General features: G+C 66.9%; 12 protein-coding genes. 2 read left to right on the top strand and 10 right to left on the bottom strand.

All coding sequences use genetic code 11. The features are described from left to right. Positions 1-47 precede the first annotated feature (47 nt). The 5 genes from PST29_RS15175 to PST29_RS15155 form a co-directional block, all read right to left on the bottom strand. Positions 48-1,493, bottom strand: coding sequence for a TolC family outer membrane protein (locus tag PST29_RS15175; RefSeq protein ID WP_060843563.1), 1,446 nt, complete (start codon positions 1,491-1,493; stop codon positions 48-50). Between the two features lie 82 nt (positions 1,494-1,575). Then, a complete protein-coding gene (locus PST29_RS15170; RefSeq protein WP_060843562.1) occupies positions 1,576-10,554 on the bottom strand; it encodes a TcdA/TcdB pore-forming domain-containing protein in 8,979 nt (2,992 codons plus the stop codon). A 114-nt stretch (positions 10,555-10,668) separates the two neighbouring features. Further along, the gene (locus PST29_RS15165) at positions 10,669-12,816 is read right to left on the bottom strand and encodes a type I secretion system permease/ATPase (RefSeq protein WP_060843561.1); all 2,148 of its coding nucleotides are present in this window, start codon (positions 12,814-12,816) and stop codon (positions 10,669-10,671) included. Positions 12,817-12,818: 2 nt separating this feature from the next. Then, complete coding sequence (locus PST29_RS15160) at positions 12,819-14,207, bottom strand: HlyD family type I secretion periplasmic adaptor subunit (protein ID WP_060843560.1); 1,389 nt, start codon at positions 14,205-14,207, stop codon at positions 12,819-12,821. Beyond that, positions 14,204-16,345 (bottom strand): type I secretion system permease/ATPase, encoded by a 2,142-nt coding sequence (locus PST29_RS15155; protein WP_060843559.1) that lies wholly within the window; start codon positions 16,343-16,345, stop codon positions 14,204-14,206. Before PST29_RS15155 ends, PST29_RS15160 begins: the two co-directional genes overlap by 4 nt. A gap of 498 nt (positions 16,346-16,843) precedes the next feature. Here PST29_RS15155 and PST29_RS15150 point away from each other — a divergent pair, with 498 nt between their 5' ends. Continuing rightward, on the top strand, positions 16,844-17,611 hold the full coding sequence (locus tag PST29_RS15150; protein ID WP_060839230.1) for a substrate-binding periplasmic protein: 768 nt from the start codon (positions 16,844-16,846) through the stop codon (positions 17,609-17,611). A gap of 257 nt (positions 17,612-17,868) precedes the next feature. Here PST29_RS15150 and PST29_RS15145 read toward each other — a convergent pair whose 3' ends face one another. Next, positions 17,869-19,560: a SulP family inorganic anion transporter gene (locus PST29_RS15145; protein WP_060843558.1), complete on the bottom strand. Its 1,692-nt coding sequence runs from the start codon at positions 19,558-19,560 to the stop codon at positions 17,869-17,871. A gap of 261 nt (positions 19,561-19,821) precedes the next feature. Here PST29_RS15145 and PST29_RS31805 point away from each other — a divergent pair, with 261 nt between their 5' ends. Next, positions 19,822-20,031, top strand: coding sequence for a hypothetical protein (locus tag PST29_RS31805; RefSeq protein WP_148659639.1), 210 nt, complete (start codon positions 19,822-19,824; stop codon positions 20,029-20,031). 88 nt (positions 20,032-20,119) lie between these two features. Here the strand turns inward: PST29_RS31805 and pelG are convergent, their stop codons facing one another. From pelG to PST29_RS15120, 4 genes are read right to left on the bottom strand one after another with little or no spacing between them, the layout of a single operon-like run. After that, positions 20,120-21,490: an exopolysaccharide Pel transporter PelG gene (pelG, locus tag PST29_RS15135; protein ID WP_060839227.1), complete on the bottom strand. Its 1,371-nt coding sequence runs from the start codon at positions 21,488-21,490 to the stop codon at positions 20,120-20,122. Then, positions 21,491-23,023, bottom strand: coding sequence for a GT4 family glycosyltransferase PelF (gene pelF / locus PST29_RS15130; protein ID WP_060843556.1), 1,533 nt, complete (start codon positions 23,021-23,023; stop codon positions 21,491-21,493). Beyond that, positions 23,020-24,009, bottom strand: coding sequence for a HEAT repeat domain-containing protein (locus PST29_RS15125; protein ID WP_060839225.1), 990 nt, complete (start codon positions 24,007-24,009; stop codon positions 23,020-23,022). The genes pelF and PST29_RS15125 overlap by 4 nt, the downstream gene beginning before the upstream one ends. Then, complete coding sequence (locus PST29_RS15120) at positions 23,987-25,357, bottom strand: PelD GGDEF domain-containing protein (protein ID WP_060843555.1); 1,371 nt, start codon at positions 25,355-25,357, stop codon at positions 23,987-23,989. The genes PST29_RS15125 and PST29_RS15120 overlap by 23 nt, the downstream gene beginning before the upstream one ends. Positions 25,358-25,360 lie beyond the last annotated feature (3 nt).

Here is a 25,360-nt window from a genome sequence, read left to right as displayed (position 1 = left end):
CTGAATCCCTGTGCGTCGACGCTGGCCCGGCCTGCTGCCCTGCCCCTTCAGCGTCTTGCCAGCCGGCGTGGAAACTCCGGCGGCAGAAAATCGCGGTCCGGATCGTAGTCGGCCTTGAGGTAATCACCAAGCGCCTTGAGGTCCTGGGGCGACAGGGTGCCCACCGCTTGCTTGAGCCGCAGGGTGTCGAGGATGTAGTCATAGCGGCTGTCGTTGTACTGGCGCACGGCGTTGTACAGCTGGCGCTGCGCCTCCAGCACGTCGACGATGTTGCGGGTGCCGACCTGAAAGCCCAACTGCGAGGCCAGCACCGCGCCCTGGTTGGAGATGATCGACTGGCGTCGCGCCTGGACCTGATCCACCGCGCTGTTGAGGCCGCGATGCAGGTTGCGGGTCTGCTCCACCACCTGACGCTGCAAGTTGTCGTTGAGGTACTCGCGCTGATTCATCCGCTGGTGGGCTTCGCGCACCTGGGAGCGGGTCTGGCCGCCACTGAACAACGGAATATTCAACTGCAGCCCGACACTGCGCTGCTGCACCGTGCCGCCATAGCCGTTACCGCGAATGTCGCTGTTGCCGTAGCCCAGGCTGTCGTTGTCGCCGGTCTGGTAGCGCACCACCGCGTCCAGGGTCGGGGCGTGCCCGGCCTTGCGCGCGCGCAGGGTCTGCAGGGTCGCGTCCAGGGCGTGCTGGCTGGCCAGCAGGGTCAGGTTCTGGCGCACCGCGGTGTCGACCCAGCGCCGCGCCTCGTTGGGCTCGGGCAAGAGCACCGGCATGTCGTGCCGCACGCCCTGGATCGCCTGGTACTGCTGGTGCGTCAGGGTGTCCAGGGCTTCGAAGGCATCGTCGGTGTGCTTTTGCGCGACGATCCGATTGGCCCGCGCCGTGTCATGCCCGGCCTGGGCCTGGAGCACATCGGTACGGTCCGACAGGCCCAGTTGCAGGCCCCGCTCGGCCAGTTGCTGCTGGCGCTTGAGCGCTGCTTCCTCGGCCTTGGCCGCCGCCAGGGCGTCCTGGGCCTTGAGCAGGCCGAAATAGGCCTGGGCGCTGTCGAGCATGAGTTTCTGCTCGGCCGCGGCCAGCTCCAGCCGGGCCTGCCGGTCTTCGGCTTGGGCCGCCTTGAAGGTGAACCAGCGATCGACGCGAAACACCGGCTGGTTGAGCACCGCCTGATAGCTGGTGCTGCTGCGCTGGGTGTCCTGCCGCGGTTGTTGCAGGGAGGAGCTGGTGCTGTTGAGGTCGGCGCTGGCCGACAGCGTCGGCAGCAGCCCGGCCCGGGCCTGGGGCAGCGCCTCGGCGCGGGCGGCCTGGTCGGCCCGGGCCGCCGCCAGTTCACTGTTGTTCTGCCGAGCATCCAGGTACACCCGCCACAGGTCGCTGGGCAGCGCCTGGGGCGGCGGTTGAACGGCCTGGGCCGGGGCAACGGCCAACAGCACCAAGATAGGCAGCCAGCCGGCAAGGGCGCGCTGCCGCGAAATCATCGGATTGATCATGGTGGGTTCTACATAGGGAAGTGATTCGGAGGCCGGGAGACAGGAGAGGCTGGGCGCCCCTCCTGTGGTAACTCCCCTGCGGTCAGCTCAACGGTGGCACCAGCACCGCCTGCGCCGCCTGGCGATCATGCGGCAGCGGCTCACGGGCACCGCCGGTGTCGGCAAAGGCCGCCATGGCCCCGCTCAGCTTGGCCAGGCTGGGGCCTTCGACGGTCGCCAGTGCGGCGTTTGCAGCCTTGTCCGGCACGGGCTGGCGCTCGCGCGAGGACAGCTCGAACACAGCGTCCTGGGACAGCCCCGCCTGGGCAAAGCCCTTCAACAGATAATCGACACTGATCACCGATGAATCGCCTTGCAGCTCGATCTGCAGGTGCCGGTGCGCCGCGCCCTGCTCGCCCAGCACCTGACGCAGCACCAGGGCATTGCCGTTGTCGACGTCGGTCAGCAGCACATCCTGGCCCCGGCGGCTGACCAGGACTTTGCCGGCGTCGGCCACCGGCAGGATCAGGCGGTCCAGGGCCTGGCCGGGGTCCTCGTTGTCGACCACCACCGTGCGGTAGTGCGCCCACATCGCCGGGCTCAGGCGATAGGTGTCGTCAGCGCCGCCGCCGTGCAGCACCAGGCTGTCGACCCCGGCCAGCAATGGCGGCGCCAGTTCATCCCGGCGAGCACCGCCCCCGCCCTGCAGCAGCAGCGAGCTGCCGATACGCTGGACATTGCCGTAATGGCCGAGCTTCTGCGCCGCCCCGCCCTTGACCTTGTACAGCGCCTGCTCCGTGGGACTGAAGACGTAGGCCGAGCGCGACGACTCAGCCGCAACGCCGATAAACCGCAGCTCGCTGGCGTTGGCAATGCCGCTGCTGGCGAACACCTGGCCGCTGGCGATATCGAACCAGCCCTGGGCGCCGCGGTCCTGCAAGGTCAACACGCCCTGGGCGCCCCAGTGTCCGGCGACTGCCGCCAGCGCCTGGGGCAGCGTGGCCAGGTGCGCCTGCTGCCAGCCCTTGTCGAGCGCCACCAGTTGCACCTTGCCATCGTGGCCGCGCAAGAGGATTTCCCCCTGCACCGTGGTCAGGCGCAAGCCGGCATCCACCTGCACCGCCGAGCGCAGCGGCACCTCGGGCATCAGCCGCGTGGCCGCCGGCAGTTGCGCCGCGGCCTCCAGCACCTGGTCGCCGGCAAAGGCCGACGCCAGCGCTTGCGGACTCATCGGCGCCTGCAGGTACAGCGAGCCGCTCTCGGGCTCGAACAGCCGCGCACTGCCACTTGTGCTGTCGAAGCCGAGGAACTGCAGCGGCTTGCCTTGCAGCGCGGCCTCGGCCACCACCACCTGGCCGTTGTGGTACCACACCGCCAATGCCGTCTTGCCGTCCGCGGCCTTGACCCCGAACACCGCCAGGGTGGCGTTGCGGCCGTTGACAGTGGCCAGCTCCTGCCACCAGTTGGCGTGGTTCTTGAGCCAATGCTCGTTGACCGCTTCATAGCTCAGGCGTCCCGTGGCCTCGATCCGTGCCACCCGCCCATCCTCGGTCACGGCCAGCAGATGGCCGTTGAGCTGCAGCACATTGGCCAGGGTCGGCGTGGCCAGGCGCAAGGCGCTCGGCTGGCTGGCGTCGAGGACCTTCTGCCCCGGCCCTTCCTGGCGGAACAGCGCCTTGTGCTGCTGGCTGTAGAAGAAGAACACTTCCTGGCCAGCGCTCTGCATCAGGCTGCCGGCGAACACCAGGTCCGCCGGGATCGGCCAGGCGCTCCGGGGTTTGCCCTGGGCATCCAGCAGCGGCTCCTGAGCGGACGGCGGTGTCAGGTTCGGCTTGATCAGGGTGCCGTCGCTGGTGCGGACCCAATAGCGGTGCGCGACCTTGTCCTGGTCGAGGCCAAACAGCGTCACCAGCGCCGCGGGGCTCGGGTCCGTCAGTGGCGCGCCAAGGCTGTATACCGGGGTGTCGCGCTCCGTGGCCTGTGCCTTGTAGCCCTGCAACAGGGTCGTGAGAGGGTCGCCATGCTGGTCGGTGCGGGCCGAGAGCTGCAGCAGCGCTTCATCGCCCACCACCCCCACCAGTTCCATGCGGTCGCCGAGGATGCGGAAGTTCAGCTCGGCCTCGCGCTCCTTGAGCTGATAACGCCGGGCCAGATAGACCGCGTCGCCCTCCTGCCAGAAGCGGCTGATCCGCCCGGCGCTGTGGTTGAACGGCGGGTTGAACTGGACATCGACCTTGCCCGTGGCGATCTCCACCCGCCAGGCCGCGGCGTTCTCGGCGTCGACGAAGTAGGCGTGCTCGCCGATCACCGCGCCCAACTGGGCGTTGCGGGCCTGTTCCAGCGCCGTGTCGGTGAACAGCATGCGGTCCTTGGCCACGTCGTAGTAGGCCCGGCCGACGTTGCGCCCGGCATGGCTGTAATTGTCCACGACCACGTACTGGCCGTGCAGTTGATGGGCCTTGGCCAGCTCGCTCAGGTGCTGCTCGATGCGCTGGCCGGGCAACTGCCAGTGCTTCGCGTCTTCTTCCACCACCTGGGCCGTCATGCCGACGAAGTCCACCTCGCGCACTTCGCCCCTGGCGTTGACCACCAGCACCTGGCCATTGCTCGCCGGGTCGAGCTTGACCACCACCCCGCCGACCGTCAGTTGGTCCTTGGACACGCTGATGGTTTCGCTCTGCAGCTGGCTGCTGTCGATGATCCAGCGCGACGGCGTGCTGCCGGCCTCGCTGGCAAGCTCGACCCGGGTGCCCTCGTTGAGCCCCACCAGATAGCGCCCGCCAGCGCCCTTGATCTGGTAGTTGAGGTAGCCGTACAGCTCCTTGGGCAGCTCCGGGATCACCAGTTGCCGGTCATGGCCATCGAGCAGTACCTGGACCGGGGTGTCGACGTATTCCTGGTGAATGCGCCGGATCGTCTCCTCGCTGGGGAAGATGTAGAAGTCGTAGTCGAAGCGCCGGTCGTTCTCCAGCCGGCGGATCACGTCGAAGCCGGTGTCATGCCGGGTGGTGGCCCCCGGCAGGATCATGTACTCGTAGCTGATGTAGGACTTGGGCGTGCCCGGCAGAATCACCGCCGAGCTTTCGCCATGGGCCAGGGCCTGCGACGCCTGGGGGTAGCCGATGCCGCTGCGCACCTCGATCGCCTGGCTGCGGTCGTGGATCATCCGCGGGAAATCCCCGGCCCAGAAGAAGTAGTTGATCGCCCCGGAACCGGTGGAACCGTGGTGGGTACGGTAGATGTACTGGCTGTCGAAAGCGATCTGGTTGTTGCGCAGGTCCAGGGTCTTGACCACCGCGCCGGCCAGGGGCACCAGCACCTGTTTGTCGGCGTCGTAACGGTAGCCGTTGCCCTTGTAGGCCTGATCCAGCGTGTCGAAGTAGCGCCCCACCGCCTTGGCGTCTTCGGCCACCGCGCCAAAGGCCTGGGCCAGCGCGGTGAAACCCACCGCCAGGCCGCCGAGGATCACCCCCGCGCCGCCCAGCACCGCGGCCGCCGTCGAGGCCCCGAGCAGGCCGGCGCCGACCCCGGCCGCGCCGGTGACGAAACTGGCCGAGTCGAACGCCAGCTGGGTGCCGAACACGGCCTTTTGCACGTCGTTCTCGGCATGGGCCAGTTCATAAGCGTCCAGGCCCACCATGGCCCCGCCAAACAGCAGGCCGGCGCCTTCGTTGACCGTATGCCCCAGGGTCGAGGCAAAGTCCTTGAGGGAGGTTTCGGCGGCCAGGGCCTCGCCGCGCAACGCGGTCTGCACCAGCTCGGTGACCTTGGCCACATCCTGCACGGTGCCATGGCCGATCTGCACCAGGCCCAGGTAGCTGTGGATCTTCAACGCCGTGGCCAAATCCGCCGAAGTGCTGCCCTGGGCCGCGTCCTGGCGGTGCTTGTCGGCAAACCACTGGATCAGCGTCTGCACCGCGAAGCCGGCGTTCAGGCCGTCCACCGCCGGCGCCTCGCCGACCCCGGCCCGCGGCCGGATCTGGCCGTGCTCCAGGGTGAAGTGTTCGGTGAATACGCGCATGTGCTCATCGACGAAACGGCGGAACTCGACAAAGGTGCCGTCGTCGGTGCTCAGCCAGCGGGTGTGCTCGGGCTGGTCGCGGTTGATGAATTGCACCCGATAGCCGCCCTCCTTCCGCTCCTCGGTGGTGGCGATGATCGGTATCCACTGGCTGCCCAGCTGGTGCTCCCGGGCCAGCCGGCTGCTGGCGGCGTCGAAGCGCGCGCCCCACTGCTCGGCGTCGAAGGTGGTGAGTGCCGCGCCCAGGCGCAGGTCGTCACTGATGCGCTGCCGGGCGTCCAGCGCCTGCTCGACCTGACGGCGCTGGCCGATGACCCCGGCCAGTTCCTCGGGACGGGACAGGTCGGCGACGTTCAGGCCGTTGCCCACCGGCACCTCGGCCATCTTGCCGGTGTCGATCTCGATCAGGTTGAAGGCCGGCAGCGACTGGCTGCCAAACGCGCCGTAGTGGGCGGCCAGCTTGCGCTTCACCAGGTGCTGTTGCATGGCCTGGGACAGGCCCTGGGTGGAATCGAAGGCAAAGATCCCCACGTTGGGGTCATAGAAGTAGTAGCGCTGCCCCTCTGCGGTCGTGGTGCTGCCCACCATCATCGAGTGGTTCTGGGTATTGAGGGCGAACATCGCCGGGCCCTTGCTGGCGGCCAGCCGCGCCACCACCTCGGTCAGTTTGAGCTGCCCCAGCGGCGTCGACGCCTGCACCGCCTCGACGTTGGAGTGCAGGCGGATCAGGCTGTTCTTGAGCAGGGTCGAGCTGCCCGCCTGCGGGTCGGCGGAGGCCAGGAACAGCTTCTGCACCAGGCTGTTGACCCCCGCCTCGCCGCCATTGGCCAGGGCCACGGCCATGGCCCGCACCAGCGGGTAGCAACGGCCGCCGGAGCGGTCCCCCACCAGGGACAGGTAGAAATCCTGGGGCGCCAGCTGGCCGAAGACGCTGCCGGCGCTCTGGAAGTCTTCGCTGAACACCGCGGTCTGGCGCAGCACCTTGTCGATGTACTCGGCCTGGGCGGTCTCGCTGATGCGGCCACTCAGGGCACCCCGTTGCTGGGGCGTGAGCGAGCCGTCGAGGAACAACCGCTTCATGTCCAGTGAGGACATCTTGTCGTCCACCCCGGGAATCTTGATCTGGCGAAAATCCCGCAGGCCGTCGCTGAAGGCCGTGCCCCGCGCGCCGCGCTGGTAGGCCTCGGCCGTGGCATAGCGCTCGCCGATGCTGCTGGCTCGCTCCTCGCCACCGCCCTGGATGGCCGTGTCGTCGGTGCGCACCACGGCGGCGCTGCCCTCCTTGGCCCTGATCTGCTGCCAGAGCCAGGTCTTTTCCACCGAGCCGGCTTCGCGCAGCACCGGCTCGTACTGCGCCCGGTAGTAGTCCTGGGTCAGGTTGATCTGCCGGATCTGCTGGTCGATCAGCGCCTTGTCGCCGGCGGTGCGTCGCTGCTCCTGCAATTGGTAGCGCCGGTCGCTCAGGTGCTGGATATCGGCGTTGACCCGGGCCTGCACGGCTTCACGCAGCTGATTCCAGGCGGCGATCGCCGGATGCTCGGGAGAGAAGGCGCCACTGTCGTAGACACCATCAGCCACCCCGTCGACCGGCACCCCGAACTGGGCCGCGACCTTTTTCAGGTTCTGCTGCACCTGCTCGCGGTAGGCGGCGAACTCGGCCCGGTTGCGTTCCATCACCTGGGTGTCGGCGGTCTGGATCGCCAGGGGCTCGGCGCCATCGCGCAACTTCGGCCAGACCATCGGCCCTTGGCGCTGGTACTCCTGGCGCTGGAACACCAGCTGCCACTGGCCATCGACGTACTGCATGTAGGCCGCGGCCAGGCCCTCGGCGGTGCCGGCGACCTGATAGTCCTTGTAGTCCACCGCCATCACCACGTTGTCGTACAGCAGCGAGCTGTTGACCCGGCCGTCGTGATAGACCCGGTAGGTGTTGGCGTCCAGGCTGGTCACCACCAGCGAGCAGCCCGACAGGGTGCCGGTGAACAGGAAGCTGCCCGCGGCCCCGTGCTTGGGAATGTCCACGTAGGCCGGCGCGGCATTGGCCTGGTTGGGGCCGTTGTAGCCGAGGAAATACGCCGGCGCGCTGTTGCCGGCCACCTCATTGGCGCCGCGCTCGGTGTATTCGAGCTCGTACAGGTCCGGCGCGACCTTGACCAGTTGCACTCGGCCCTGGGCCGGCAGGCGCCCCGACTTGACCAAGGCCTCGGCACTCAGGGTGTGGCTGCGGGCGAACTGCACCGGGTCGGCGACGAATTGGCGGATGTCGGCGCTGCCCTGGCGCGCTTCAAAACCGGCCCCCTGCAACGCCAGCCCCCCCTTGAGCTGCCGATCCTGCAGCGCCTGTCCCTGCAATGCGGGCAGCGGGCCGACGCTGGTGAAGCGTGGCGGATGGAACTCCTCGCTCGCCGCCCGGCCCTGATTGACGATGGGCAGGACCCGGGCCATCACCCCGTCGTACAGCTTGCCGTGCAATGCCTCCCGGCTGCCCTCGGTGCGGTAGCGGTCGAACATCTGCAGCAACTGCGGGCCGATGCTGCCCGGGCCCTGGGGTTCATAGCGGGCGGCGACATACAGGGTCTCGAAGAACGAGTGATAGCCGTTGCGGATCATGAACGCCGCATTGGCCATCTGGAACTGCCAGTACTGCTTGACGCTCAGCCCTTGGCCGAACAGTTCCGGCAAGGCATTGCTGACGGTCTGGGTGGTTCCGGAAATGCCGCCCACGAACGGCGTGTCCAGGTCATTCATGTAGCGCGTGGCGGAATTGTCCGGGTCGGGACGGAACTGGCTGTAGCTGCGGTACTTGTCGTCCGCGATCAGCAACGGCGCATCGGCCTGGGCCCGCTCCGGCTGGGTGTTGAGGATCAGGTAGGGGTCGGGCTGATTCAGCCGATTGTTGATCACCAGCTTGTTGGCGCCATCGGGCGATGCCAGTGCGGCGTGGCCATTGACCGGCACCGCGGCCTTCGAAAGGCTGTCGGCCACCGGGCGCAGGGCATGGAACAGCGCCTGCTTGCGCAGGCTGCGGCCCTGGTCGCTGGACAGCTGCGCCTCGACGCTGGGGCGCAGGGCGGCATCGCCCGGCTGCAGCCCGGCGGGGCCGCGCAGCAGCAGGTTCAGCAGCTGGCTGTCCAGGGAGCGCTCCACGGCCACGTGATCGAAGGTGTGCCGCTTCGGGTTGCTCGAATGCAGGGCGGCGTTGGCGTTGGCGACCCGCTGGTTTTCCGCCGTGACCGCCTGCTCCCGCCATTGCTCGTAGAGCGGCGCCAGCAGCAGCTTGGCCTGGGCAATGTCGCTCTGCAGGTAACCGCCCTGCAGGACCCTGGCCAGCGCCGGGCTGTGCACCAGTTGGTCGGCCAGGCCGAACAGCAAGGCATCGTTGTCCCGGCTCTGCCACACCGACGCGGCAAAGGCCTGTTCCCAGAGCACCTTGTTCAGGTTGTTGCCCTTGATATCCCGCAGGCTGTCGCGGCTGTGCTGTGGCAGCAGTATCCCGGCCGGGGTCAGGTGGTTGCGTTGCAGCAGGCGGGTCAGTTGCTGCACGAAGGTGGCGCGCTCGCGGCTGCCTTCGAACAGGCGGCTGGCTTTGATGCCGTCGTTGCGCAGCTGTTCCAGGGTGTCGAAGAACGCCGCGTTGTACTGGTACAAGGCGGCGGTCTGGGCCTTGCTCAGGTGGCTGCTGCTGACCTTGTCGCCCTCGACGGTCATCAGCGCAAACGGCGTGGCCGCGCGGAACTCCCCGCCCTGGGGCATCTCCAGCAGGTACTGGCGCTCGGCAAAGCCCACTGCCCGCTCCAGTTCGTGGATGTTGACGAACACCCCATCGCGGTCCGGCTGGTAGCTGTTGTGCCGGAAGTCTTCCAGGCCGATGGTCTGGAAGCTGGTGATGTCGGCGTTCTGGTTGATCAGTTCGCCCAAGGCACTGCCCAGGGGCACTTCGCGGGGCACGCTGGTGCTGGGCGACTGGCCCGAGACCTGGATCCCGATCTGGTTGGGCACCTTGCGATCGACGTTGGTCAGCAGCAACCGGTGGCCGTCATTCAGCAACTGGGCCTTGAAGCCTTCGCGCAGGTCGCTTTCCGACACCAGGTGGTGGGCGAAGTACTGTTCGACGAAGCCGGTCTTGACCAGCACCGAGCGGATCGGCGCATAGGTCGGCGAGCGCATGGACGGCGGCTCGCTCTTGAGCCGGTACTGCTGCTGCCAGGCCAGGGAGCGGGCCGCGGTGCCGAAGGAGAAGTTCAGCACGCCGTCGGTGGGCACCACCAGCCGGCCGTGGTCCAGGTAGAAGTCCTTGAAGCGCCCGTCGGTGCTGGCATTGACCAGCGCCACGTTCATGCGGATGTAGCCGGGGCGCTCCTCCATCATCAACAGGGAAATGTTCAGCGGCAGGTCGTCGGAGGCCCGGGGCGCCTTGGCCAGCGCCCCCAGGCTCGCGGCCTGCTGCTTGGGCCCGGCCTTGAGCAAGGCGTCGTAGCGGCTGCTGACCTCCTTGTAGGCCTGCAACTCGGCGAACAGCGTGACGTAGGCCTGGTTGAAGGTGGAGTCGGCCACCTGGGCGCTCAGTTGCTGCTCCAGACGCTTGATCCGCCCGCCAAGCTTGTCCTGCTTGGCCAGCGCATCGGCCTTCAGGCCCTTGACGTCCAACGGCTGGGCGCCATTGGGGCTGAGCATGTTCAGCGCCTTGCTCCAGGTCTTGTCATAGTGGCTGAGCGCCGCGTCCTGGCGCCTGTACAACAGGATGTCCCGGTCCAGTTGCTGCTTGTAGGCGCTGGTGGCCGGGGTGTCGGGGACCGCGTCCATCTCTTTGCGCCGCTGTTGCAGGGTCTGCAACTGGTCGGCGACCGACACCGGGTTGTCCTGCATCTGGAAGTGCTGGGCGGCCAGCACGCTCAGGGTGCTCTGCTGCATCTCCAGCAGGCGGTCGCCGACCTGGGCGAGGTAGGAGGCGCGCTCGTCGGCGCTCATGTTGAACCATTCGGTTTGCCGGCCTGAAGCCTGGATCTGTTGATCGATCAGGGAGTTGAGCAGGCGCGTGAAATCCTTGGACAGGAAAGCCATTGCAGTGATCCTTTGTCTGTGTTGCGCGAAGCCCTTCGCGTTGCGAAAGGCCGCCTGGGGGAATGCGGGGTGGGAGACGTGACGGGTGGGCGGGTCCTCCTGCCGTGGGTGGGGTCAATCCTTCATCTGCAGGGCCCACTGCCGGGCATACAGCCCGTCAAGGTCGAGCAGCTGTTGGTGTGTGCCTTGTTCCAGCACCCGCCCCTGGTCGATGACCAGGATCCGGTCGGCATGACGCAGGGTGTTGAGGCGATGGGCGACGCTGATCACCGTGCGGCCCCGAGCGATGTCCTGCAGGTTGGCCATCACCGCCGCCTCCGACTCGTAGTCCAGGGCGCTGGTGGCCTCATCCAGCAGGAGGATTCCGGGGTTGCAGAGCAGCGCCCGGGCCAGGGCAATGCGCTGGCGCTGGCCGCCGGAAAGCTGGCCGCCGCGCTCGCCCACCTGGGTTTCGTAGCCCTGGGCCAGGGCCTCGATAAAGGACGCCGCCCCCGCCAGGCGGGCGGCGTCCTGCACCTCGGCATCGCTGGCCTGGGGCCGGCACAGGCGGATGTTCTGCGCCACGCTGCCGGCGAACAGCACGCTTTCCTGCAGCACCACGCTCATGTTGCGGCGCAGGGCCACCGGGTCGGCGATGGCCAGGTCGATGCCGTCCACCATGACCTGGCCGTGCTGCGGTACGTAGAGGCGTTGCAGCAGGCGGGTCAGGGTCGACTTGCCGGAACCTGAGGGCCCGGTAATGCCGACGAACTCCCCCGGGCGGATCTCCAGGTCAAGCTGGCGCAGCACCTCCTGGCCGTCTTCGGCGTAGCGAAAGCGCACCCCCTGGAAGCTCACCCCGCCCTGCAGCGCCGGCACCGAGGCCAGGCCGCTGCTGCCGCTTTCACACTCGGTGTCGAGGATGTCGCCCAGGCGCCGCAGGGAAATCAGGGTGTGCTGGAAGTCCTGCCAGACCTGGGCCAGACGCAGGATCGGCTCCACCACATGCCCGGCCAGCATGTTGAAGGCCACCAGCTGGCCGGGGCTCAACTGGCCGTCCAGCACCAGCATCACCCCCCACCACAGCAGCAGCGCCGCGGTGAGTTTCTGGATCAGGCCGATGCCCTGCCCGGCCCAGATGCCGACGATGCGGGTGTGGAACGCCGCGCGCACATAGGCCGCCAGCTGGCGCTGCCACTGCTGCTGGAAGCCGTTTTCGATGGCCCCGGTCTTGATCGTCTCGATGCCGGTCACCGCCTCGGTGAGAAAAGCGGTGTTGGCCGCGTTCAACTCGTACTCGCGCAGGGCGCGGCTGCGCAGCAAGGGCCCCACACAGAGCCAGAACAGGAAGTACAGGGCCAGGGAGCCCACCACCACCCAGGTCAGCAACGGCGCGTAGCTGTACATCACGGCGATGAACAGCCCGCAGAAGGCCAGGTCCAGTACCAGGGTCAGGGCCGAGCCGGTGAGGAACTGGCGGATCTGCTGCATCTCGCCGACCCGGGCGATGATCTCGCCGGTCTGGCGCCCCTGGAAATACCCCAGGGGCAGCTGGATCAGGTGCTGGTACAGGCGGGCTGACAACTCGGCGTTGATCTTGCTCGCCACGTTGCTGAACAACCAGGAACGCACCAGGCCGAACAGCGGTTCGAACAGGGCCAGGGCCAGCATGGCCATGCCCAGCACCTGCAGGCTCGACAGGCCGCGGCTGACCAGCACCCGGTCGATGATGTTCTCGAACAGCAACGGGGTCACCAGGGCCACCCCTTGCAGCATCAGCGACACCAGCAGCACGCTGCGAAACTGCCGCCCGTGCTTGAGGATCGACGGCAGGAACCAGCCCACCCCGAAGCCCCGGGCCTTGGGCTGCACATGCTGCTCGGCCAGCAACAGCACCTGGCCCCGGGCCGGCCAGCACAAGGCCAGTTCCGCGCGGGTCAGGGTCTGGCATTGGCCCTGCAGCGGCCAGTAGATGCGCAACTGGTCGCCGTCCACCGCGTCCAGCACCGCCCAGCCCTGGGTGGTCTCCAGCAGGGCCGGCAACGGCAGGTGTTGCAGGCGCTGCACCTGGCTGTGCACGGCCCGGGCGCGCAGGCCGATCCAGCCGGCGCAGCGGCGCAGGTCCAGGCTGTCGGCCAGGCCCTCGACCCGCCCCAGGCGGTGCGCCAGCTGCGCCACGCTGATGCTCAGGTCAAAGCGCCGGGCGGCCCAGGCCAGGGCGTGCAGGCCGCTGTCGAGCAGGGTCGGCGAGGGTTCGCCGGTCAGGTGGCAGGCTGTGGTCATGCTCAACGCTCCCGCAACGCTTCGGACTGATACTCACGGATCGGGCTCAGCAGGTAATTGATCACCCGCCGCTCGCCGGTGCGGATCTCGCCGGTCACGCTCATGCCGGCCTGCAAGGGCATCCAGCCCTGCCCCGCGGCGATCGCCGCCCGTTCCAGGCGGATACGGGTGGGGAACACCAGCCCCAACTGCTCATCCTTGATCGCATCCCCGGAGACATGGGCCACCGTGCCGCGCAAGGTGCCGTAGCGGGTATAGGGAAAGGCATCCACCTTGATCTCCACGGGCTGGCCGGCGCGAACGAAGCCCACGTCCTTGTTCAGCACCATGACCTCGGCATCCAGCTCGGCGCCCTCGGGGACGATCACCAGCAACTGCTGCGCCGCCTGCACCGCGCCGCCCAGGGTGTGCACCGCCAGTTGCTGGACCACCCCGTCCACCGGTGCCAGCAGGGTCTGCAGGCGCTGGCGATCACGGCCGCGAATCAGTTGCTGCTCCAGCACGGCGATGTCCTGCTGGCTGCGGTTGAGCACTTCATGCTGTTCACGCTGGGTGCGGGCCAGGAAGCTGTCGCGCTGCTCGCGGCGGTTGTTGGCCTGGGCCTTGAGCACTTGCAGCTCGGCCTGTTGCTGGGCCAGTGAACGCTCCACCTCCAGTTGCTCCTTTTCCTGCTCAAGCAATTCGACCAGGGGCATCAATTGCTCGGCGGCCATTGCCCGGCGCGCATGCAGCCGTTTGCGCACGTTGTTGGCCAGCTTGCCCAGGGCACTGATCTCGCTGCCCCGAGCACGCTGGCTGGCCTGATTGATGGCGATTTCGGCGTTGAGGCTGTCGAGGTTGGCGCTGATTTCCTTCCAGGTGCTGCGCAGCTGTTCCAGGGCCGCCTCGGCCTGCTCGGCGTCCAGGCCCGGCGGCGCCTGGTAGCTGAGCAGCGGCTGCGGGGTCAGCAGCGCCCGGGCCCGGGCCAGTTCCAGGCGCTTGAAGGCCAACTGCGCCCGCAGCTCGCTCAACTCGGCCTCGATGCCGATCGGGTTCAGCGCCACCAGCACCTCGCCGGCCTTGACCCGCTGGCCGTCGCGCACATGGATCGCCCGCACTTCGCCCGCCTCGTGGGCCTGGATCACCTTGGTGTAGCTGGAGACCATCAGGCGCCCGGCGGCGCTGGCATGGATGTCGAGAAAACCGAGGGTGGCCCAGCCCAGGGCCAGCAGGATGCTGAAGATCAGCAGCAGCGCGGTGGCCCGGGCCCAGGGCGCCGGTGGACGCTCGACAATCTCCAGGTAGCCGGGCTGGAACTCGTATTCGTCGCGATTGCGCTTGAGCCGTGCCGGGGCTTCGCCCAGGCGCTGACGGGCACGACGCAAGGCGGACAGCAATGAACCGAACATCATGCGTCCTCCTTGCGCAGCGCCTGTTGCAAGGCCCACAGCCGCGCGTAGCAACCGCCGTTGGTCAACAGTTGCTGATGGCTGCCCGATTCGCTGATGCGCCCCTGCTCCAGGGCGATGATCCGCTGGCAATGGCGCACCGCCGACAGGCGATGGGCAATGATGATCACCGTGCGACCCAGGGCGATGCGCGCCATGTTGTCCTGGATCAGCGCCTGGGATTCGTCATCCAGGGCGCTGGTGGCTTCGTCGAAGATCAGCAGGCGCGGGTCGCCCATCAGCGCCCGGGCGATGGCGATGCGTTGCCGCTGGCCACCGGACAGCGAGCTGCCGGCTTCGGCCAGTACCGTGTCGTAGCCCAGGGGCAGGCGCAGGATGAAGTCGTGGGCCCCGGCCAGGCGCGCCGCGTCGATCACGCTTTCCAGGGACGCCGTGGGATGGCGCAGGGCGATGTTGTGCCGCACGCTGCGGTTGAACAGGTAGTTTTCCTGCAGCACCACGCCGATCTGGCTGCGCAACCAGGCCGGCGGCAACTGCGCCAGGGGCACGCCGTCGATCAGGATGCGCCCGGCATCCGGGGTGTAGAGCTTCTGCAACAGGCGGGTCAGGGTGCTCTTGCCCGAGCCGGACGGCCCGACGATGCCCAGGGTCTGCCCGGCGGCGATGTGCAGGTCCAGGCCGCGCAGCACCAGCGCCAGCTCCGGGCGGTAGCGGAAGGCCAACCGCTCGATGCGCACCTCGCCGCGCAACGGCTGCTGCGGGCGCTGATCGTCCTCGGCCTGTTCCACCGGCAGGTTGAGCATGTCCCCCAGCTTGTCCACCGATACCCGCACTCGCACGAACTGCTGCCAGACCTCGATCAGCTTGGCGATGGGCTGGCTGACGTGGGACAGCATCATGTTGAAGGCGATCAATTGGCCGATGGTCATCTGCAGTTCGATGACACGGCTCGCGCCCCAGCAGATCACCGCCACCGCGGTGATTTTCTGCAGCAGCGTCACGCCCTGGCTGATGGCGCTGCCCAGGGTCTGGCTGGCAAACCCGGCCTCGACCATTTCCGCGGTCTGGGATTCCCAGCGCCGCTGCATGCGTGGCTCCACCGCCAGGCTCTTGATGGTTTCGCTGCTGCTCACGCTTTCATTGAGAAAGGCGGTGTTGCGCGCCGCGCTCTGGAACTGGTGCTCGATGCGCTGCTCCAGCGGCCCGCTGCTGCACCAGGCCAGCAGCCCGTAAAGCGGCAGGGTCAGCAGCACCAGCAGGGTCAGGGGCCAGGAGATCCAGGCCATGACCGCGAAGAACACCAGGGTGAAGGCCACGTCCACGCACAGGGTCAGCAGGGAACCGGTGAGGAACTCGCGGATGCTGTCCAGCTCCTGGACCCGGGTGATGATCGCCCCCACCTGCCGCTGCTTGAAGTACAGCAGCGGCAGGCCCAGCAGATGGCGGAACAGCTTGACCCCCAGGCCAATGTCGATGCGGTTGGCGGTGTGCGCCGAGAGGTATTCGCGCAGGCCCTTGAGCAGCACCTCGAACAGCCCTACCAGCACCAGGGTCATCACCAGCACATCCAGGGTCGACAGCGCCCGGTGGACCATGACCTTGTCCATCACCGCCTGGAAGAACAGCGGCGTCGCCAGGGCCAGCACCTGCAGCAACAGCGAGCACAGCAGCACCTCGCCGAGGATCCGCCGGTGGCGCAACAGCTCCGGAATGAACCAGGACAGGTCGAAGCGCAGGCCGCCCTGGCGCAGGCGGATCACCTCCCCGCTCCACTGTTCGGCCAACTGCCGGCGATCGAGCATGTCCGGGGTCGGCATTGAGGGGCGCTGCACCAGCGCCTGGGTGTCCGAGAGCCGCGCCAGCAGCCTGAAATCGCCGCACTGGCTGCGCCAGACCAGCGGCAGCATCTTCGGGGTCAGTCGGGCCAAGGCCAGGCGCTCCAGACGCAGATCAACGCCGGCGTTGCGCCCATAGTCCCTGAGGGCCTGGCGCAGGTCCTGCGAGGGGGACGGGGCCCGGGATGGCGGCTGCGCCGTTGGCGCAACGCGCTCCCCAGTCAGTTGCAGCAGCAGATGGCAACAGGCCAAGGCCGAGTGAACGGCCGTACCGGCCGCGGATGAGGTGGCAGACAGCGTCGTCATAGCGGCGCGTCCGCTGAAGACAGGCTGCGGGAGGGTGCAATATTGACTGGCATAAACCGCTCGTTGCTGGCTCCGGGGAGCGTGGAGGCACGAACGCAGTCTGAGTCAGCCAATTGCGAATGATAATCAGCAGTTTGATTAAAGCGTTTTAACTAAAACTTAAGGCTGTCCCGCAAATGCCCCGCAGGCCCGGGCCGCGCTTGCAGCGGGAACGGGGCTCGGGCAGGACAAGCCGGGGGGCGATGGATGGGGCGCTGCCCACGGCTGTGCAACCCGAGTGTCAGCGCCTGCCCGTCGCGGCCCTCACCGCTGGCGTCGGGCCTGAACGGTGATGGCGATCAGCGGTCAAAATAATCCGGCAAATCCGTCCATCTCTGCACATAACCCTCTAATCTTGGCGGCACGTTTTGCAGGTCGTTGCGGGTCGGTCTTTGCAGGTGTCGAATACGCAGCGTTAATCCGAGAGCATGAAATGCCACTGTTTGTTGAGTTACTGCCATGACTCAAGTGAGTCAATCGTTGCGCCAGTGGGGGGCGCTGATCCTGACGACGCTGCTCGCGGCGGTGGTCTGGATGCCCTCGGTGTCTGGCGCAGAGCCCCGTAGCGTCGACCTGTACTTTGCCGAAGCGCCGCCTTTATCGATGCTGGACCAGTCCGGCCTGCATGGCATCGTCGGCGACGTGACACTGAAAGCGGCGACCCGGGCCGGATATGCGCTGAACTTTGTGCAAGTGCCTTGGGCACGGGCCCAGCAAAGCGTGCGCAAGGGCGTCGACAAGCTGATCATTCCCCTGACCCGCACGCCGGAAAGAGAGGCCGATTACACCTGGATCGCGCCCATCATGACCATGGACCGCGCCTTCTTCAGCCTCCACAAGCGCGTGGAAACCCTGCAGCAGGCGCGGGAAACCTATGCCCGGATCGCCGTTGGCCGTGGCAGCGCCCAAGAGCAGAAGCTCCGGGCCGAAGGCTTCAGCGACAACCAGATCTATCCGTTTGAAATTGGCGAGAACCCGGCGCAATTGCTGCTGATGGGACGGGTCGACGCCTGGTTCAACGGCATTCCCGAAACCCAAAGCATCTGGCGCAAGGTGTCAACTCAACCGCTGCAGGTCAGTCCGGCCTTCATGAGCAGCGATCTGTACCTGGCCTGCTCCCGAGACTGCGACGCGGCCTTGGTGCGCAAGCTGAGCGCGGCGGTCGAGGCGCTGCGCAAGGACGGCTCGCTGGAGAGAATACGAAAATCCTACTTCGACGCGCCCTGACCCACGGCCGCCCTCTTCTCCCTTGAATCTGGCGCATGCCCGCAGAGCCGGTTTCCCGGTCCTGCCCGCTTCTGGCAACCGCCGCAGCGTGCGGTAGCCCGGGGGGCAGCAGCGAATGGGCCGGGCCGACCCGGGTCGCCATCGGGGGGGCAGGCCTTACGGCGCCCAGGTGGCGCTGAGCGTCAATTGCCAGGCCCTGCGCTTCGGCGCCATCGGCACGCCGGCGGTGGCCTGCGTGCCGCTCAGCGTCCTCTGCTTCATTGCTTGCCGCGCATGCTGTTGCGCCATATGCGGTAGGTCCTGATCCCCGAACGCACCGAACCGAACAGCAATTGGCTGTCCATTTCCCGGGTCATCCCCGAGCGTTCCAGCATCGCCAGGAAAGTGCCGCGAGCACGGGCGATCGCGAAGTAGATGCCTTGGGCGGCCAGGGTCTCGCGGATTTCCCGCAGCACCGCGATGCCGCTGACATCGATATCGGTCACCGCCTCGGCATCGAACAACACCACCTCGGCTTCGCTCTCGCGCTGCACGGTGTCGAGCAGGCGCATCTTGAAGTAGTCGGCGTTGAAGAACAGGATCGCGTCGTCGAAGCGATACACCACCAGGCCGGGCACCGTGCGCGCTTGCGGGTATTGCCTGATATCCACCTGGCCTTCGATGCCCGGCATCCAGCCCAGCACCGCGTCGGTGGGTTGGTAGATGCTGTACAGCAGGCGCAGGATGGCCAGGGTCACGGCGAACATGATGCCCGGCAGCACGCCCAGCCCCAGCACGCTGACGGTGGTCAGCAGGCACAGCCAGAACTCGAAGCGGCTGAGCCGATAGATTTGCTTCAGGGACTTGACGTCGAGCAAGCCCCAGCCCGCCATCAACAACACCGCGCCCAGGGCCGGCTGCGGAATCCACGCCATGGGCGCGGTGAAAAACAGCAGAATCAGCGCGATCGCCAGGGCGGCGATGATGCCCACCAACTGGCTCTTGCCTCCGGCCATGTCATTGACCGCGGTACGCGAATCCGCGCCGCTGATGGCAAAGCCCTGGGAGGCGCCGGCCGCCAGGTTGCTCAGGCCCAGGGCGATGAACTCATGATTGGCGTTGATCGCGTAGCCATGGCGCGCGGCGAAGCTGCGGGCAGTGAGCATGGCGCTGCAAAAGCTCACGGTGGCGATGCCCAGCGCGTCGCGCAGCAGGCTCTTGCTTTCCTCCAGGCTGGTCTTGGGCCAGGACAACTCGGGAATCCCGGCCGGCACATGCCCGAGGATCGCCACTCCGAGGCGGTCGAAGCCCAATAGCCCGGCCAGCAAGGTGAACAGCGCCACCGTCAGCAGCGCCGCCGGCAGCCGCGGGTAACGTCGCGGCAGCCAGATCAGAAGGCCCAGGCTGGCCAGGCCAACGGCCAGGGTCAGGCCGTGGATTTCCCCCAGACGCTGGAGAAAGTCCGCCAGCCCGAGAATGAAGCCGTCGCCTTCGATCTTGAAGCCCACCACCTTGCCCATTTGCCCGGCGATCAGGCTCAGACCGATACCGTTGAGGTAGCCGATGAGGATCGGCCGCGAGAAGAAGCTGGCGATAAAACCCGCCCGGGCGATCCCGGCGGCGATCAGCATCAGGCCCACCAGCACGGTGACGATCATCGACAATTCGACGGTTCGCTGCAGATCGCCCATGGCCAAAGGCGCCACGGCCCCGCCGAGCATGGCGCAGGTGGCGGCATCGGGACCGACCATCAGTTGCCGCGAGCTGCCGATCAAGGCATAGACGATCATCGGCAGCACACAGGCGTACAGCCCGTACTGCGGCGGCAGGCCGACAATCTGCGCATAGGCGATGGCGATCGGGATCTGGATTGCCGCCACGGACAACCCGGCCCGCAGGTCGGCGCGGAACCATTCGCGGCGGTAGTGCAACAAGTTGGACAGGCCAGATAGACAGCGCGATAACGACATGCCGAGTCCTTTCGAAATAGTGCGTTGTATGTTTGGGCTGCGCTCTGGCGACCCTCTATTGTTTGGCCAGGCGACGCGAGGGCGCGTATTCAAGCGAATCGAGCCGCTGATCGCCATGAGCTGGAGCAGCTTTTGCGTCGATCGAAGGGGTTATGTACTTTCGCCAGTCATTTCCCCCCCTAGGTAGGCTCCGTTTTTTATTGCCGACCACTGATACCGGAGAGCCAGCCCACGCCTTTGCTGCGCAGGCGCGGGCATAGGGTGCACGAATACCTCGGACGCTCGCCGTTGCGCTGCGACCTGGCGATCAGTGAGGCCAATGGCGAACAGTTCAGCCTCGGCGCGCTGCTGGACAGTGACGCGGCGGCCGCGGCCAATGCGGGTGAGCCTTGGCAGATCCTTGTTCATCACCCTTGCTCAGCGCCCCGCTGGCAGGTCGCGGGCTCTCCAGCACGCGAAAGCACCGGGTGAGAAGCTAGCGCTGGCCAGGGATCCAGGCCGGTGACTCAAAGGCCTCACGCCGCGGTGGGGAGTGGCGCCGGCCCTGCTCTGCCGAGCCTCAACGCGAGAGCATGAAGGTCTCGTACTCCAGGTCATCCAGCGCCGTCGACAACCGCGCCAGTCCCAGCAGCACGCAGACCAGCAGCGACAAGGTGAAGCCATAGCCGAAGTAGCTCGGCCCCAGGTGCAGGCTGAGCAGGGTCAACCCGGCGTTGAGGGCGACGAAGAACAGGCACAGCTCCAGCACGATCGCCCGTTTGTCGAGGTAGAAGAACACGTTGAGGATCGCCATGAACACCACCTGGATGCTCACCCCGATCAGGTCGATGTAGAACAGCGGCAGGTAGTAGCTGGACATCCCCAGCCACTCCAGCAGGCGCGGCCCGAAGAGAAACAGCAGGACCACGGTCAGGCCCTGGACCTTGCAGATTTCCAGCAGGCCCTGGCGGATCGAGAAGGTCATCTCGGCTTTCAGCGAACCGATGTGCTGCAGGGTTTCGCCGTCGCGCACGGCGCGAAACAGCCGGTCGTACCACTCGGCGAAGTCGGTTTCGATCCGCACCAGGAACACCGCCATGCCGGGAATGATCGCCAGGTAGGCGAGGAAGATCGGCAGGTCATACAGGATCGACGCCCGCAGCGGCCCGATCACCTGGCTGGAGGTGTCCGGGTTGAACCAGAAGATGAACTTGTCGATCCAGATCCCCAGGTTGTAGCAAAGCCCGGTCAGCAGCAGGCTGACAAACACCTGGCGGCGGTCGAGGAAGTCGAAGGCCACCAGCTTTTCCGCGCGGTACTCGCGCAGGATGTCGTACAGGAACAGGAACAGCAGCGAGCTGTGCCCCAGTAACAACGCCAGCAGCAGCCCTTCCATGCCCATGTGCCGCAGGAAGAACGCGCTGCCCACCATCAGTGCGTAGCCCGCCAGCATCACCAGCAGGATGCGGTTATAGGCCTTCATCCCCGAGAGGAAGATGATCACCAGCCACAGATTGCACAGCACCACGAAGTTGGCCAGGGTCATCAGGCGGTAGATCAGCGGCTGGTCGAACAGGGTGACCAGCAGCAGGATGCCCAGCACGCCGGAGCCCAGGGTCACCAGCAACAGCACACCGATCAGGTTCGGCAGGATCTGCTCGTACTTGCGCTCGAACAGGCGGTCGGAGACGAAACGGGTGAAAAACAGCTGCAAGCCGCCGGTGAGGATCAGCGAGGTGGCCATCAGGTAGGTCACGGTGATCAGAAACTGGCGGATCAGCACCTCCGGCACCACCAGCCCGAGGCTGATCACCCCCACCAGCATCACGCTGAGAATCGACAGCACCCAGGGCCCGGAACTGATCAGGCCGGCGTAGACATAGGCATGCAGGGTCGCGGTGTAGGAGTCGCGGGAGAGAATCTTGCGCAGTTCGAAACCGATGCCGGCCATTTACCCAGCCTCCTTGTGTGTGGCGCCCATGGCGTTGTCATACAGCGTGCGATAGCGCTCGATCATCAGGGTTTCGCTGTAGTAGCGGTGCACCCGTGCCAGGCCGGCGGCCTGGGCCGACTGCCAGCGTTCGGGGCTGCGCAGCAGATCGATGATCGCCTGGGACGTGGCCTGGGGATCGGCGATCGCCACCACCTCCCCGGCCAGCCCCAGATCGCGGTCGGCCGCTGCGCCGCCCTCGATCAGCTCCCGGCAGGAGCCGACGTCGCTGCTGACCACCGGCGTGCCGGCGGCCCAGGCTTCGAGAATCACCAGCGGCTGGGCCTCGCTGATGGAGGTCAGGACCATCAGGCCCAGTTGCGGCAGGATGTCCTGGATTTTCTGGAAGCCGAGGAACAGCACCTTCTGTTCCAGGCCGAGACTGGCCACCAGGCTGCGACACTCGGCGACGTACTCCGGGTCTTCCTCTTCCGGGCCGACGATCCAGCCCTCCACCTGGGGCATGACGCTGACCACGCCGCGCATGGCCCGCAGGAAGGTCTTCACGTCCTTGATCGGCACCACCCGGCCGATCAGCCCGACCACCGGCGCGATGCCGGCGGCACGGGACTCAAGGGCCTGGGTCCAGAGCTGCAGGTTGATGCCGTTGGGAATCACCTGGGTGCGCTCCGGCGGCGCGCCGTCCTTGATCTGCCGTTGGCGATTGCCGTCGTACAGGGCAATGATCTGGTCGGTGCTCTCGTAGACCAGATGACCGATGCGCTCGAAAAAGCGCACCCAGAGCATGCGGATATAGCCCGAACCGCTGTCCATGCTGTCGTTGAGCGCCTGATTGCTGCTTTCGGCGATCCAGCTGGCCTGGGCCAGGTCGATCTTGCGTTCCTTGGTGTAGATGCCGTGCTCGCTGAGCAGGAACTGGCAGCCCCACAGCTGCTTGAGCAGGCAGCCCACCAGCCCGGCGTAGCCGGTGGAAATCGAGTGCAGGACCCGGGCCCGCGGCATGCGCCGGGCCGCGGCGGCCAGCATCAGCAGCGGCGATTGCATGGTGCGCAGGGTCCAGAAGTAATTGACGAAGGACGGATCGGCGCAATGCTGCTCGTAGCCTTCGGTCAGCGCCTCCCAGCTGGGGCGGCTGTAGAGCACGTCGTCCAGGGTGATCCGCGCCTGGGCCAGGGAATCGAGCACGCGGATGCCCAGCTCGGCGGGCGGTTTCTCCGGGTTGTGCAGGTACCGGTAAAGGTTGCTCAGCTCTTCCAGCGAGGCGCTGTGGGCCACGCGCTTGTGCCTGGGGTTGCGCCACGCCTCCTCCAGGTAGACCTCCTCGATGTGCACCACGTTGGCCGGAATCTCATAGCGGCGCTGGCCATAGGCTTCACGCTGGCCACCGATGAACAGCACGGAAAAGGTCAACTGCGGCAGGCCGAGGATCATCTGGTGGATCCAGCTGGAGACGCCACCGCGCACATAGGGCCAGGTGCCTTCGAGGAGCAGGCAGACATCGGCAATGGGGGTCGGGTCGACGGCGCTTTTCATGTCCAGGTCCTTACCAGCCCGGCAAAGGGCGGACGTTGCTGCATTTGCGGCGGCAGGCTCTTCAACAGCCCGGGAATCTCGGCATAGTTGCCACTTTCAAAGGCGATCTCGGCCTGGAACGGCAAGACCTTGCCCGGGTCCATGCCCGCCTCCTGGGCCTGGTGCATGTGCAGCCGGGCCTTGCCGATATCGCCGCGTTCAAGGGCGATGCGTCCGGCCAGCAACAGCAGTTCGCCGCCCTCGCCCGCCTGCAGCGCCAGTTCGGCATGTTCACCGGCCTGGCCCAGCACGTGCTGCTGCACGCTGCCCTGGGCCAGCCCCAGGTAAGCCAGCTCCCAGTACCAGCGCGCCAGGGTCGCGTGCAAGGCGCCAGCCTTCTTCGGCGCCGCGCCGGGCAACTGCGCAAGCGACGCCTGGATCCGCTGGTTGATGTCGGTTTCCTGTTTGTCGAGCATCGAATACGCCAGCAGGCGCACATCGTCGCTGGGGTCGCCCAGGGCCAGCTTGAGAATCGGCACCGCTTCCTTGCCCGGCATCCTGCGGGTGGCGAGCAACGCCGCCAGGCGCTGGTCGGGGTCCGGGGCGTGGCGCAGCACATCCTGCAAGCCGCTGTCGCCGAAGGTCGGCGAATGCAATTGGGTCTGGGCGCGAAACGGCAGGTCGGGAATGCCCACCGCCTGCCACATCTGCACCTCGCGCTTGCGCGGCAAGTACAACGCCGGAAAGATCGCCGCGATCACCCCGACCGAACCCAGCAGCGGAACAAAGAACGCCAGGCTGAAAATGAACAGCGGGCTCCAGGGCAACGGCCGCCGATAACGCGCCGGCAGCAGCAGCCAGACCGCCGCGGTGAGCAGCGCGCAGGCGATGGCGTGACTCATTGCATACAGCAGCGCGACCTGCAGGTCGGGCAACTGCGCCGTCAGGCTGGCCCAGCTCCCGACCTCGAAAAACAGCGCTCCGCTAAACAGCCACTTGCTGATCATTCAGGCCACACTCGTTGTACAGAAAGTTACGCAGTCCATCCCGTTGCCGGGCCGACTCCAGGTCATAAGGCAACACCTTGACCCCCAGGCTCGCCAGTTCCACGCTCATGCCGAAGTGCTCGTGCACCAGCTTGCCCAGGCGCGCCAGATAACCCTGGGCGCCCTCGCTGCTGGTCAGGGGCAGGAGCACCAGCAGCAGCCCGTGCCCGCGGTCGTTGACCAGGCTCAGGTGCAGGTCCAGTCCGCGCTGACTGCGTTCGAACAGCCGCGTCAGTTCGTCGTTGGGCTGGATCAGTTCGAAGGCATAGAGGCAGCCGGACAGGCCGTGGCGCTCGACATCCACCAGCGAACGCTTGAGCTGGCGCGTGAACTGCTGACTGTCGGCGTCCTGCAGTTGCAACACCTGGGAATCGGCGTGCAGCAAGTCGGCGATGTGCCCGGCCAGCAGGGCCAGCAGGCTGAGGGTGCGCTCCTGGAAGGCGAAGAACGGCATCTGCCGCACCGCCAGCACCGCCAGCACCTGCCCCTGGGTGTCCACCAGCGGGATGCAGGCCTGCAACGATGACACCGAGGCTTGTCCGCCGCTGTCGAGCAGCTCCTCGCGCACGCTCACCAGCTCCTCGCGCTCCAGGCATAGGCGCACCAACAGGTCCTTGTCGTCCAGGGCGGGCATGGTGCCGATGGAGGCCAGCAGGCTCAGCTGGGGAGCCGCGCTGGCGCCCTGTTGCACCCGGTACAGCCCGGCGACCCGCAACGAACCGTACTGGCCCAGCAGGGTCAGCACCGGCTCGGCCAGCAGGGTCAGGGCATCGTCGCCATTGGGCGCCGCCCGCAGCCGCTCACGCAGCCCCAGCAACGAGCTGCGCAGGCTCTGGTCGCTGCCGGCCAGGCGCTGCTCCAGGCGATCGTGAGACACCCGCAGAATCTGATGGGCCCGGGTGAAGTCGTCGAGCCGGTACTGGCGATACTCGTTGGCCATCTGCAAGCGCAGCAGCCGCCGCTCCCACAGGTCGCGCACCTCGCCCACCAGCATGCCGCAGACCAGCACGCCGACGATGTAGGACGGCGCGATCTGGGCGTAGCCCGGCAGTCCGTTCTGACGCAGGACGAAAAATGCCGCCACCAGCAGGCTGGCGCTGATCAGACCGCGGACAAAGCCGTAGCGCACCCCCAGCAACAGCGGCGCCAGCACCGACCAGGGAAACTCGCCCTGCACCTGCAGCGGGTCCTGGGGCGCCAGCCACAGGCCGACGCCGATGACCAGGGCGGTCACCAGGAAGGTTTCCAGCCATGACGCCGGACCGCTGGCCCGGGGCGCCAGCGCGTAGTCCATGTGTGGAGAGTTCATGGC

The organism is Pseudomonas sp. St29 (assembly GCF_001547915.1).
Taxonomy (GTDB): Bacteria; Pseudomonadota; Gammaproteobacteria; order Pseudomonadales; family Pseudomonadaceae; genus Aquipseudomonas.
This window is presented reverse-complemented; position numbering and strand designations above follow the sequence as displayed.